The organism is Bradyrhizobium sp. RT6a (assembly GCF_040547675.1).
Classification (GTDB): Bacteria; Pseudomonadota; Alphaproteobacteria; order Rhizobiales; family Xanthobacteraceae; genus Bradyrhizobium.
In genome coordinates this window covers 146761-158868 of record NZ_JBEPQC010000012.1, presented here as the reverse complement: position 1 = coordinate 158868, position 12108 = coordinate 146761, and the positions used below count along the sequence as shown (strand labels likewise).

Sequence of the window (12108 nt, the reverse complement as noted above, 5' to 3'; positions counted from 1 at the left end):
ACGCCTATGCGCATTTTGATCGTCGACGATCATCCCATCGTCGCCTCCGGCTGCCGTGCCGTGCTGGCCGACGAGGGCGAGATCGAGATTTTGGAAGCCGCCGACGCCGAAGACGGCGAGTGCGTCTTCATCGTCGAGCGCCCCGACCTTTCGATCATCGACATCAACCTGCCGACCGTGTCCGGCTTCGAGCTCGCGCGCCGCATCCTCGAGCGCGCGCCCGAGGCCCGGATCATCATGTTCAGCATGAACGACGACCCTGCTTTCGCCGCGCGCGCAATCGAGTGCGGCGCCAAGGGCTACGTCTCCAAGACCGGTGACCCCGACGATCTCGTCGAGGCGATCCGCACCGTCGGCGGCGGCGGCACCTATCTGCCGAGCGCGATCGCGCGCAGCATCGCCTTTGCGGGGCCCGCGCTGGCGCAAAGCCCGCTGTCGAAGCTGAACGCGCGCGAGATGGAGATTTTGCGGTTGCTCAGCGCCGGAAAGAGCCTTTCCGAGATCGCCTGGCTGGTGCAGTCGTCCTACAAGACTGTCGCCAACACCTCGTCCATCATGCGCCAGAAGCTCGGGGTCAAAACCTCTGTCGAGCTGGTGCGGCTGGCGATCGACAGCGGCGTGGCCTGACGGCCGCCACGAATTCGGTCACACAAGCGTTGCAATCCTGATGTGGTTTGATGCCACGGAGCATATGGCATGACGATCCAGACTGTCTCAACCAACACATCCTATGGCGGCGTGCAGGGCGTCTATCGCCATGCCAGCCAGGCGACCGGAACCGACATGACGTTCTCGGTCTATGTTCCCCCGCACGCGCAGGGCGCCAAGCTGCCCGTGGTCTGGTATCTCTCCGGCCTCACCTGCACGCACGCTAACGTCACCGAGAAAGGCGAATTCCGCAAAGCCTGCGCCGAGCTCGGCCTGATCTTCGTCGCGCCCGACACCAGCCCGCGCGGCCCCGACGTGCCGGGCGATGCCAATAATGCCTATGATTTCGGTCTTGGCGCCGGCTTCTATGTCGACGCGACGGAAGCGCCGTTTTCACGCAATTATCGCATGTGGAGCTACGTCACCGACGAGCTGCCGAAACTCGTGGCGGAGAATTTTCCGGTCGATGCGAAGCGCCAATCGGTGATGGGCCATTCGATGGGCGGCCATGGCGCGCTGACGGTCGCGCTGCGCAACCCGCACCGTTTTCGCGCGGCCAGCGCCTTTGCGCCGATCGTGGCGCCATCGCTCGTGCCCTGGGGCATCAAGGCGCTGACCGGCTATCTCGGACCGAACAAGGATACCTGGCGCAGCCACGACACGGTGGCGCTGATCGAGGACGGCGCGAAGTTTTCGGGCTTCCTCGTCGACGTCGGCGAGGCCGATAATTTCCTGAAGGAGCAGCTTCGTCCTGAATTGCTGCAGGCGGCCTGTGCCAAGGCCAACATCCCGCTGACGCTGCGACGGCAGGCGGGCTACGACCACAGCTATTATTTCATCTCGACCTTCATGGGCGACCATCTGCACTGGCATGCGGAGAGATTGAAGGGGTAATGGCTTCTTCTTCTCTCTTGGAAGAACCTACTCCGGCTTGCCGTAATTCGGTGCCAGCAACCGGTTGCGGATCAGATAGCTCATCGTGCGCGTCCAGGATTCATCCGTGTTGCCGCGCATGTCGGCGCTGGCGGCCGTGATCATGTTGCCGGTCTTCACGTCTCGCAGGTAGATGTTCAGATTGATGATCAGGTTCGAGACCTTCTGCACCATGCCGGTGATCTCGAGGTCGGCACCCAACTGCCCGGCAAGCTGGAGATCGCAATTGCCGCAGGCCTGCAAATTGCTGTGTCGGGCCGCGTCCCGGATCGGCGCGATATCGAGCAGCTGGAACCTGCCTGACTCAACCAGTGCCTTGCGCAACTGCTCGCTGATGAGGTCGAGCCTCGCTTCCTCCGGCTTGGAGCCATAGAACTCTCCGGGCAGGCTGGTGTCGATCAGTTCGAAATCGAACACCGCGAGTTTCGGCGGATCGGCGAATGCGACCGAGCCCGTCAACAGCAAAGCGGCGAAACACATCAGCGCTCGCATGATCGTGATTCCCGGCCTCACGCGCGCGAGGACGAAATGCGGGGTTGCATGCCCTGACAAATCGGTCATGCTTTAGCATGAGACAATTCTCCATCGGCGGTCAAGCCGGGGAGTTGTGCGGAGGAAACATGATCCGATGGTTGGTCGGCCTGATCGGCTTGGGACTTGCTGCGACGAGTGCGCTCGCGGGCGACCCTGTCATGATCGGCGTCGGCTATCTCGGAATCGCCGGCGCCAGATCGACGCTGTCGCTGGTCGAGCAGCCCGCGGAGAATGATGGGGTCGCCGGCGCACGCCTCGCCATCGAGGACAACAACACCACCGGCAAATTCCTGGGCCAGCGATTTGCGCTGGAGGAGCGGCGTATCAAGGAGGGCGAGGATGCCGTGCAGGCCGCGACCGATCTCGCCGCACGCAACGGCTTCATCATCGCCGACCTGCCGGCCGACGCGCTGCTGAAAGTCGCCGACGCCCTGCGCGAGCGCGGCACGCTGCTGTTTAACGCCGGCGCGATCGACGAGCGACTGCGCGAGGCCGATTGCCGTGCCAACGTCATCCACACCGCGCCGACGCGCGCAATGCTGGCCGATGCACTCGGTCAATATCTGGTGTGGAAGCAGTGGAAGCGCTGGCTGCTCGTGGTCGGCTCGCATGACGAGGACAGACTGTTCGCCGATGCGCTCCGCCGCAGCGCGACGCGGTTCGGCGCCAAGATCGTGCAGGAGCGCAGCTTCGAAGACAAAGGCGGCGCGCGCCGCACCGACTCGGGCGTGACGCTGATCCAGCGCCAGATGCCGGTGTTCACGCAACAGGCACCGGCCTATGACGTGCTGGTCGCCGCCGACGAAAGCGAGGTGTTCGGCGCCTATTTGCCCTATCGCACCTGGGATCCGCGGCCTGTCGCGGGCTCGGCCGGGCTGGTGCCGCGGAGCTGGGACGCCGCGCAGGATCAATGGGGCGCGATCCAGATGCAGAACCGCTTCGTCAAGCTGAACGCACGGCGGATGACCGCGCTCGACATGCAGGCCTGGACGGCCGTACGCATGATCGGAGAGGCCACCTCGCGCACCAATTCCGGCGACATCAAGAAGGTCACCGATTTCATCAAGGGTCCGGAGTTCTCGGTCGCCGCCTTCAAGGGGACAAAGCTGACCTTGCGCGATTGGAACCTGCAGCTGCGCCAGCCGATCCTGCTGGTCGACGGCCGCATGGTGGTGTCGGTGTCGCCGCAGGAAGGCTTCCTGCATCAGGTCTCCGAGCTCGACACGCTCGGCTATGACCGCCCGGAGAGCAAATGCAAGCTGAAGTGAGGACATTAAAGTGAGGACTTGGACGTTGCGCGCGTGGCGTGTTGGGTTGCTGTCCGGGCTGGCGCTGGCGGCGGCGCCCGCGCATCCGTTCATCGCCTATGTCTCGAACGAGAAGAGCAACACGGTGTCGGTGATCGACACCGAGAGCTGGACGGTGACCAAGACCATCAAGGTCGGCCAGCGCCCGCGCGGCATCGACTTCACGCGCGACGGCAAGTTCGTGATGGTCGCGGTCGGCGACGACGACACCATCCAGATGATCGACGCCAAGACGCAAAGCGTGGTGGACAGCCTGCCCTCCGGGCCCGACCCGGAATTGTTCGCCCAGGATGCCGCCGGCAAGATCCTCTATGTCGCCAACGAGAACGACAACACGGTGACCGTGATCGACCTCGAGAAGCGCGCCCGCCTTGGCGACATCCAGGTCGGCGTCGAGCCCGAGGGCATGACCATCAGCCCGGACGGCAAGACGCTGATCAACACGTCCGAGACCACCAACATGGCGCATTTCATCGACACGTCGTCGCGCCAGATCGTCGCCAACGTGCTGGTCGACGCGCGGCCGCGCTTTGCCGAATTCAAGCACGACGCTTCCGAATTGTGGGTGTCCTCGGAGATCGGCGGCACCGTCTCGATCATCGATCCCGGCAAACACGAGGTGACCGGCAAGATCAATTTCGAGATCCCGGGGTTGAGGAAAGAGGCGATCCAGCCTGTTGGCATCGGCATGACCCGGGACGACAAGACCGCTTTCATCGCGCTCGGACCCGCCAACCGCATCGCCGTGGTCGACGTCGCAACGCGCAAGGTGACGAAATATCTGCTGGTCGGACAGCGGGTCTGGCACATGGCATTCACGCCGGACGAGAAATTTCTGCTTACCACCAATGGCGTGTCGAATGACGTCTCCGTCATCGACGTCGCCGCGCAAAAGGTGATCAAGACCATTCAGGTGGGCGAGCTGCCCTGGGGTATCACGATCGCGCCATGACCAGCCCTGCTCCCATCGCCGAACAACGCGAAACACCAAGGCCCGATCCGGCGGCCGTGCCCGCGCTGTCGATCGACAGCGTCAGCCACGCCTATGGCCCGCGCCGCGCGCTGATGGACGTGTCCTTCAACGTACAGCCCGCGAGCTTCACGGCCCTGCTCGGCCTCAACGGCGCAGGCAAGAGCACGCTGTTCTCGCTGATCACGCGGCTGTTCGGCATCCAATCCGGCCGCGTCGGCATTTTCGGCCACGACATCAGCAGAAGCCCCAGCGAAGCGCTGCGGTTGCTCGGCGTCGTGTTCCAGCCGCGCACGCTCGATCTCGATCTGTCGCTGACGCAGAACCTGCTCTATCACGCCGCACTCCACGGTATCAGCCGCCGCGAGGCCCGGGCGCGAGCCGCCGAGTTGCTTAGCCGCATCGGGCTTACCGAGCGTGGCGGCAGCAAGGTGCGCGATCTCTCGGGCGGGCAGATGCGGCGGCTGGAGATCGCCCGGGCGCTACTGCACCGGCCGCGCCTGCTATTGCTGGACGAGCCCACCGTCGGCCTCGACGTCAAGGCGCGCGCCGACATCATCAGCCATGTGCGCCAGCTCGTGAGCGAGCAAGGCATCGGCGTGCTCTGGGCCACGCATCTGTTCGACGAAATCATGGCCGGTGACGATCTCGTGGTGCTGCACCAGGGCAAGGTGCTGGCGCAGGGGCCGATGAGCCGCGTCGTCGCGGAAGCCGGCGCGCAGGACGTCAACACCGCCTTCATGCGCCTGACCGGCGCGCAGTCCCTGCCGGGCGGCGGCGCATGAGCAGCATCACCACCCGCGAGGCGCCGCGCGGCTTCTCGGCCGCCGAATACATGACCTGCCTCACGGGCATCGTCTGGCGCGAGGGACTGCGCTTCCTGCACCAGCGCGAGCGTTTCGTCTCGGCGCTGGTGCGGCCGCTGGTCTGGCTGTTCATCTTCGCCGCCGGATTCCGCCAGGTGCTCGGCATCTCCATCATCCCGCCTTACGAGACCTACATCCTCTACGAGGTCTTCATCGCGCCCGGGCTGATGGCCATGATCCAGCTCTTCAACGGCATGCAGTCCTCGCTCTCGATGGTCTATGACCGCGAGATGGGGAACATGCGCACGCTGCTGGTAAGCCCGCTGCCGCGCGGCTACCTGTTGTTCTGCAAGCTGCTCGCAGGCACCGCGGTGTCGCTGCTCCAAGTCTACGCGTTCCTGCTGATCGCCTGGTTCTGGGACATCACTCCTCCTCTATCAGGCTATCTCACCGTGCTGCCGGCACTGATCCTGTCCGGACTGATGCTGGGCTCGCTCGGCATGCTGATCTCCTCCGGCATCAAGCAGCTGGAGAACTTTGCCGGCGTGATGAATTTTGTCATTTTCCCGATGTTCTTCGCTTCATCGGCACTCTACCCGCTCTGGCGGGTGCAGGAAGGCAGCCCCTATCTCTACTATGTCTGCGAGGCCAATCCGTTCACCCATGCGGTCGAGCTGATCCGCTTCGCGCTGTACGGACAGATCAACTGGATCTCGCTGGCGGTGGTCGCGACTTGCACAATCGTCTTCATGATCGGCGCGATCTATGCCTATGATCCCTCGCGCGGGCTGGCGCGACGGGGTCCTGCGGGAGGCGAAGGATGACGGTTCGGGTGCTGGCCATGGCCGCTCTGATGCTCGCAGCCGCGAGCACGGCGGCACGCGCGGCCGATCCGCGCTATCCGGATTGGCCCTGCACGCAGGCCAAAGTGCCGGAAATTTCGCTCGCCGCGGTATGGGCTGGCCCTTCACTCGACGACGTGCAGAACAAGTGGAAGGACGACGCCAAAGTCAGCGCGCTGGTCGCCAAACTGTCGGCACGCAAGACGCCGCTGGACGAGGCCGAGAAGCTGGTGAAGGAGTTTTTGGCGGGCTCCGCGGCCGACAAGACTGCGAATGCGAAACTGCTGTTCGCAGGCCTGTTCGACACGCTCAACGCTCAGCGCTCGCAGGTCATGAGCGGGCTCGAACGCGTCAGCCGCAAGCAGCGCGAAGCCGCCGACAAGATCCGTGAGGAGAGTGTCCAACTCCAGGCGCTCCAGGGCGCCACGCCGCGCGACGAGCCCAGGGTCGATGCGCTCAGCAACGAGCTGATCTGGAAGACCCGCATTTTCGAGGACCGCTACAAGGTAGTGCGGTTCGTCTGCGAGGTTCCCACCACAATCGACCAGCGGCTGTTTGCGCTCGGACGCGTGATCCAACAGGAAATGGAATAGCGTCAGCCTCGTTGACCGCTTGCGGCAGGTTCCCGCGCCTCCATTGCGATGATTAACCTGCCGCCGCGCTATATGCCGGAACCAAATCGATCTAGGATGTCTTGTCGATAGGTAATCCAAGGCATCGGGAGGCCTCGATGGGAACCACGAAATTCATCCTCGCAGGCGCTGCGGCCATCAGCATGCTCGCAAGCAGCGCATTCGCTGACGATCTGACCGGAATGGTCACCCGGATCGATCGGCTCAACAGCACGATTTCGATCCAGCAGACACAGAAGGGCACAGTCGGCGGCAGCGCAGGCGGCGCCGGCGCGCTCCAGGAGTACAAGGCCAAGGATGCCGCGATGCTCGATGCCGTCCACGCCGGCGACAGGGTGAGCTACTCTGCGACCGACAATAACGGCACGGGCACGCTGACGAAGTTGCAGAAGCAGTAGGCTTTCCTCGCCTCTTCCCACGTGCGACAGGGCGTCATGGCCGGGCTTGTCCCGGCCATCCACGCATAGCCACGCGGCACGAAGAACGTGGATGCCGGGACAAGCCCGGGCATAACGATCTCTTGCCTACTGCTCCGGCCGCGGCTCCGGCTGCGCCTCCTCGGTCGGAAGCTTGGCGCGCTCCCAGCCGTCGGTGCCATCGGGATACCAGGCGATGTTGGAATAGCCGTACGCGAGCGCGCGCTTGGCGGCGTTCCAGGACATCCAGCAATCGGCCAGGCAATAGATCACGAGCAGCGCGGTCTTGTCGCCGTGTGATGCACGCGCGAGGCCACGCTGAAAGTAGTCGTCCATGGCTTGCGGCAGCGTGCCGTAGCCGGTATCCGGCAGCCAGATGCTGCCCGGAATGTTTTTGCGCGGCGCCTCGCGCCAGACGGTACCCGCGGGAAGGTTCTTCGGCTTCGGCGCGCGCGGCAGCACGTCGATGAAGGCGCCGCTCTTCGCTTGCCAGATCGCCTCGGCTTCTGGCGTCGACAGGACGCGCGCCCCGCCGAGCGTCGCCGGCACAGGCGCGCGGTAGTTATCGGTGCGATAGCCCTCGGGCTCGAACGGCTCCTGCTGCTGCGCAACGACCGGCGCCACCAGCATGGCGGCTACCAGCGCAGCGGCAAGATGCCGCCTCATGGCGTCTGCCTCATGGTGCCTTCTTGGCCGTCTCCGCGCCGAGCGGCCGATTGTTCTCGTCCAGCAGCGGCACGCCGAAGTCGAGCAGGATCTTGTTGATCTCGCCTTGGTTCTCCTGGATCAGCTTGTTGAGTTGCCGCTTCCAGTTCTGGTCGGCGCCACGCACGCCCATGCCGATGCGATACACCAGTTTTGGCCCGGTGGTTTCCTTCACCAGCGGCGTGACATGAAGCGATCCCGCCTTCTTTGCGTAGAACCCCGCCATCGGTCCCCACAGCACGCCGGCGTCGATCTTGCCCGCCGTGAGATCATTGATCATTGCCTGCGCTGAATTGTCGTAGCGCGTGTCGATCATCAGCGGATACGGCTTTGCATCACCCATCAGTCCCGCGATGGCCATGTTGGTCGCAGGCGGCGTGCCGGCGACGATGCCGACATGCTTGCCCTTCAGCCTGGTATCCTCGAGCGTGTCGACCTCCTCGAGCCCGCTTCCTGCTTTCGCGACCAGCGCATAGCTCGTGCGGTAATAGGGATTGGTGCCTTGTACGAGGTCATCCCCTTGGGGGAAGCCCATGATGACGTCGCAGCGATGCGCGCCAAGCGTCATGCGCACGAAGCCGGTGGCCTGCGGAAAAAAGACATAGTCGAGCTTCTTCTGGAGCTTGTCCGCAAACAGCTCGGCAAGCTTGTTCTCGAACCCCTCGCCCTTCTCGTTCGAGAACGGCAGATTGCGCGGGTCGGAACAGACGCGCAGCACCTTGGGATCGACCAATTCGAAGGAGAGGTCGCCGGCGTCGTTGGTCTGCGCGATGGCGACGTCGCCGAACGCGCAAGACGCAACCAGGATACTCAGTGAAAACAACCAGCGACGATGTCGTCCGGCCTCCGTCATCGCGCTTCCTCCTAGGCTTGTTTGAATGCTAGCCATGCAACGCATGACGCGCCATGTTTTGCCAGACTGTGTGCTGGCTTTTTTTGTTGCAGTGCAATGCGCGCAACCCTTTGAACTGAGGCGGAAAAGTGTCTCGCATCGCCCTCGTGATCGCAGCCTTGTCCCTGCTGGTGACAGCGACGCTAGCATGCGCCGCAGCGGCCGAATTGCCTGTGAGCGAAGTCGCTCCGGGAATCTTCGTACACTCCGGGACCATCGCCTTGATGACCCGCGAGAACGAGGGCGACATCGCCAATGTCGGATTCATCGTGGGCGAGGATGCTGTGGCGGTGATTGATACCGGCGGTAGCGTTCGCGAGGGCGAGGCGCTGCTGGCGGCGGTACGGGCCAACACCAGCAAGCCGATCCGCTACGTCATCAACACCCACGGCCATCCGGACCATGTTTTCGGCAATGCGGCCTTCGCCGTCGGGGACGCCATTTTCGTCGGTCACAGCAGGCTGCCGCGGGCGCTCGCTGCGCGCGGGCCGTACTATCTCGACAATTTTAAGCGCATCATGGGCGACGAATTGATATCTCCCGTGAAAATCGTGCCCCCCACAATGCTTGTCACGGACACAATGACGCTCGATCTGGGCGCGCGCCGCCTGACCTTGCGGGCCTGGCCGGCCGGGCACAGCGACAATGACCTGACCGTGTTCGATGAGATGACGAAGACGCTGTTCACTGGCGACCTCGTCTTCCTCCGCCATATTCCGGTGATGGACGGCAGCATTCGCGGCTGGCTCGGCACCCTCGGGGAACTCGAGAGCATTCCGGCGCAGCGCGTCGTTCCCGGTCACGGGCCCGTGAGCGAATGGCCTGCGGCGCTGACCGATGAACGGCGCTATCTGACGGTACTGCTGGCGGACGTCCGGGCATCGAACAAGAAGGGCGAGCCGATCCGAACCGCCGCAGACAAGGCCGCCGCCTCGGAACGGCCGCACTGGGAGCTGTTCGACGACTACAATGCCCGCAACGCAACCGCAGCATTTTCGGAAATTGAATGGGAGTAGCGGACGCGCTACGATGCGCGAAACGTTGCTTCGTCCGCGGGACCATGACCATGACGGGATGCACGCGCCGACTGCCTCTGATCGCCCTGCTCCTCGGCATTGCATTCGCCGTGCCGGTGCAGGCTGAAGAATCTTACGATCCCTGGCCGGGACTGGTGCAGGACATCTTCAGCAACCGTCCGATGAATGACGGCCGCAATGTCATTGGCATCGAGATGCCGTATCGCGCCGAGGACGCGGCCATCGTGCCCGTGACCCTGCGCAGCAAGCTCTCGCCCGGCGATGCCCGCCGAATCCGTTCGATCACGCTGGTGATCGATCGTAATCCAGCGCCGATGGCAGCGAAGTTCGAGCTCGGACCGGATGCCAACGTCACCGAAATCTCGACGCGCGTGCGCGTCAACAACTACACCGACGTCCATGCGGTGGCCGAGCTCAGCGACGGCCAGCTCTATGTCTCGAAGGTCTATGTAAAGGCCTCCGGCGGCTGCTCGGCACCTGCGGGGAAGAATGCCGAGGAAGCCCAAAACCGGCTCGGGCAGATGCGCTACCGGCAATTCGCGCGCGAGGAGGCCCCGGCGAGCCGCATGCGGGAGGCGCAGATCATGGTCGGCCATCCCAACAATTCCGGGCTGCAGATGGACCAGGTCACGCAGCTCTACATTCCCGCCTTGTTCGTCAACCAGCTCAAGCTGACGCAGGACGACAGCCCCGTGCTTTCGATGGAAGGCGGCATCTCGATCTCGGAAGATCCCAATCTGCGCTTCACCTACGTGTCCAACGGCGCCAGGCGTTTCCGCGCGGAAGCCAAGGATACGGACGGACACGTCTTCCGCAACGAGTGGGATGTGGAGAAGCCGGGGACGTGAGGGCGTCCATCATCCTCCCTCAATATCCTTCGCCCCAACGATACTGCCATGCGATACCAACGGCTGTCAGTTCGCTTCCCGTACGGCTGGTGAGGCCGGTGCTGGCAGAGAGCTTGACTGAGTTTTGCCGATCGATCGGAAACGCAACCGTCACGCCCGCGCGCGAAATGGCCTGCTCGTTGTCGTTTTTGATGCCGTTGAGGGTCGTGCTGCCGCCGGCGAAATACAGTCCGTCCAGCGCCATCCATATGCCGGACTGGAACGTATAGATGACATGTCCCTGCACCGCATAGATCGGAGCCTGCGAGAACGTCTTGCCACCGAAGAAGTCGGTGTTGTCGCTGAAGAAGGTCACGCTGGGGGCGAGCTCGATCGTCCATGGTCCCCATGCCTTTGAAATTCCGAGCTCGGGCCGGAACGACCAACGGTTGCCGCCGAGGTTGAGCAGCTTGGTGCTGTCATATTGCCCGAGGGGCGCGGAGACCTGAAGGCTTACGCCCACGATCAGATCCTGATGGTAGCTGGCGAAGTCCTTCGCCGAGAGCGCGGGAGCCCCAAACAGGTTGACCGAGACACGAAATCGCGGATCGCCCAGACCGGACATCTCCCGTTCGCGCGGCTCGCCGTTGACGAGCCCATGCGCGGCAAACGACGATGTCGGCACGATCGCGTCGAACTTGGCCGACTGGCCGGCTACGTCGAAGGACCGAACATAGGCCACCACGCCGGTATCGGAGCGGAATGTGGCATCGGCGATCGCGGTGCTGGGATCGAACGCGAGCTTTCCTTGGGCGTAAACGTAGCCCGAGATCAGGAAATTCAACCCGACAGGCGTATTCGAATACGATCGCGGCTCGGCCTCCTGCGCGCTCGCATTCGAGACCGCCGACAATGCGGCGATCATTCCCAATGCCGGGCCGAGCGGGAGCCGTCTTGCGCGACGCACTAGAGGCGCATCGGCGTTTGCATCATCGATGATGGGCGCATCATCAACCGCCCGGTGCACTCCAACGCCGTGCCGGTCCATCGAGATATCCTACCAAGCAAGCCCGTCGGATCATACCATCGAAGCTCCGCCGGCGACCTTGATGAGGGAAGCAAAGCAGCGCGGCAACGGTCAAAAACACCTCACCTCGGCTTCCGCCTGCGCGCGCCTGAGATCGTTCACCGCGGAATTCGCCTGCTCTGACGTGCGGAACTGAACGCCGAGATTGCCGCGGACCTGGGACATGCTGAGGGCGGTTTCTGCAGTGACGTAGCGCTCATAGGACACAATCGAGGCCACCACGTCGATCGAGCAGGAACATTGTTCAATCGCCTGCCGGCTCTCGCCATTGGCCTTCATGCAGCCATAGACATACTCGGCACGCGCCGACGTCGGATAATCATTGGCCTCTTCAGCCTGCGCAGCGAGCGCGGTCGCAGCCCACACCGCCAATGCGGCGACAATCGGTCGTAGCTGTCCGGCCAGATTCATGAGCGTCCTCCCGCTGGTTGCGACGGAAGCTATGCTATGCGTATTGTCCTGAAAAGCACTC

15 protein-coding genes are annotated in these 12108 nt (G+C 63.5%); 10 read left to right on the top strand and 5 right to left on the bottom strand.

Going from position 1 to position 12108, the window contains the following annotated elements; translation table 11 throughout:
- Nucleotides 1-6: 6 nt before the first annotated feature.
- Both ABIC03_RS37030 and fghA read left to right on the top strand, forming a co-directional pair.
- A complete protein-coding gene (locus tag ABIC03_RS37030; RefSeq protein ID WP_018460280.1) occupies nt 7-627 on the top strand; it encodes a response regulator in 621 nt (206 codons plus the stop codon).
- Nucleotides 628-696: 69 nt separating this feature from the next.
- The gene (gene fghA / locus ABIC03_RS37025) at nt 697-1542 is read left to right on the top strand and encodes an S-formylglutathione hydrolase (protein ID WP_275173185.1); all 846 of its coding nucleotides are present in this window, start codon (nt 697-699) and stop codon (nt 1540-1542) included.
- 27 nt (nt 1543-1569) lie between these two features.
- Here fghA and ABIC03_RS37020 read toward each other — a convergent pair whose 3' ends face one another.
- Nucleotides 1570-2142, bottom strand: coding sequence for a DUF3280 domain-containing protein (locus tag ABIC03_RS37020; RefSeq protein ID WP_354065591.1), 573 nt, complete (start codon nt 2140-2142; stop codon nt 1570-1572).
- 59 nt (nt 2143-2201) lie between these two features.
- Here ABIC03_RS37020 and ABIC03_RS37015 point away from each other — a divergent pair, with 59 nt between their 5' ends.
- The 6 genes from ABIC03_RS37015 to ABIC03_RS36990 all read left to right on the top strand — a co-directional run bounded on the left by ABIC03_RS37015 (nt 2202) and on the right by ABIC03_RS36990 (nt 7070).
- Nucleotides 2202-3383 (top strand): lanthanide ABC transporter ABC transporter substrate-binding protein PedA1, encoded by a 1182-nt coding sequence (locus ABIC03_RS37015; RefSeq protein ID WP_354065589.1) that lies wholly within the window; start codon nt 2202-2204, stop codon nt 3381-3383.
- Between the two features lie 10 nt (nt 3384-3393).
- A complete protein-coding gene (locus ABIC03_RS37010) occupies nt 3394-4374 on the top strand; it encodes a YVTN family beta-propeller repeat protein (RefSeq protein ID WP_354065587.1) in 981 nt (326 codons plus the stop codon).
- Nucleotides 4371-5177 carry a lanthanide ABC transporter ATP-binding protein PedB/LutE gene (locus ABIC03_RS37005; protein WP_354065585.1) on the top strand — a complete coding sequence of 269 codons (807 nt, stop codon included), beginning with the start codon at nt 4371-4373 and terminating at the stop codon, nt 5175-5177. The genes ABIC03_RS37010 and ABIC03_RS37005 overlap by 4 nt, the downstream gene beginning before the upstream one ends.
- Nucleotides 5174-6022: a lanthanide ABC transporter permease protein PedC gene (locus ABIC03_RS37000; RefSeq protein ID WP_007612935.1), complete on the top strand. Its 849-nt coding sequence runs from the start codon at nt 5174-5176 to the stop codon at nt 6020-6022. The genes ABIC03_RS37005 and ABIC03_RS37000 overlap by 4 nt, the downstream gene beginning before the upstream one ends.
- Nucleotides 6019-6633: a hypothetical protein gene (locus ABIC03_RS36995; protein WP_354065583.1), complete on the top strand. Its 615-nt coding sequence runs from the start codon at nt 6019-6021 to the stop codon at nt 6631-6633. The genes ABIC03_RS37000 and ABIC03_RS36995 overlap by 4 nt, the downstream gene beginning before the upstream one ends.
- A 137-nt stretch (nt 6634-6770) precedes the next feature.
- Entirely contained in the window at nt 6771-7070 is a 300-nt protein-coding gene (locus ABIC03_RS36990; RefSeq protein WP_007601401.1) for a copper-binding protein, read from the top strand.
- 126 nt (nt 7071-7196) lie between these two features.
- Here ABIC03_RS36990 and ABIC03_RS36985 read toward each other — a convergent pair whose 3' ends face one another.
- Both ABIC03_RS36985 and ABIC03_RS36980 read right to left on the bottom strand, forming a co-directional pair.
- Nucleotides 7197-7754 (bottom strand): PQQ-dependent catabolism-associated CXXCW motif protein, encoded by a 558-nt coding sequence (locus ABIC03_RS36985; protein WP_354065580.1) that lies wholly within the window; start codon nt 7752-7754, stop codon nt 7197-7199.
- Nucleotides 7755-7764: 10 nt separating this feature from the next.
- Entirely contained in the window at nt 7765-8646 is an 882-nt protein-coding gene (locus ABIC03_RS36980; protein WP_354065578.1) for a substrate-binding domain-containing protein, read from the bottom strand.
- A gap of 128 nt (nt 8647-8774) precedes the next feature.
- Here ABIC03_RS36980 and ABIC03_RS36975 point away from each other — a divergent pair, with 128 nt between their 5' ends.
- Nucleotides 8775-9701 (top strand): quinoprotein relay system zinc metallohydrolase 2, encoded by a 927-nt coding sequence (locus ABIC03_RS36975; protein ID WP_354065576.1) that lies wholly within the window; start codon nt 8775-8777, stop codon nt 9699-9701.
- A gap of 50 nt (nt 9702-9751) precedes the next feature.
- A complete protein-coding gene (locus ABIC03_RS36970) occupies nt 9752-10570 on the top strand; it encodes a quinoprotein dehydrogenase-associated SoxYZ-like carrier (RefSeq protein WP_354065574.1) in 819 nt (272 codons plus the stop codon).
- Nucleotides 10571-10589: 19 nt separating this feature from the next.
- On the opposite strand, the gene ABIC03_RS36965 is transcribed toward ABIC03_RS36970, so the two are convergent.
- Both ABIC03_RS36965 and ABIC03_RS36960 read right to left on the bottom strand, forming a co-directional pair.
- Entirely contained in the window at nt 10590-11597 is a 1008-nt protein-coding gene (locus ABIC03_RS36965) for a transporter (RefSeq protein ID WP_354065572.1), read from the bottom strand.
- A gap of 90 nt (nt 11598-11687) precedes the next feature.
- Nucleotides 11688-12047 (bottom strand): hypothetical protein, encoded by a 360-nt coding sequence (locus tag ABIC03_RS36960; protein WP_027566550.1) that lies wholly within the window; start codon nt 12045-12047, stop codon nt 11688-11690.
- Nucleotides 12048-12108 lie beyond the last annotated feature (61 nt).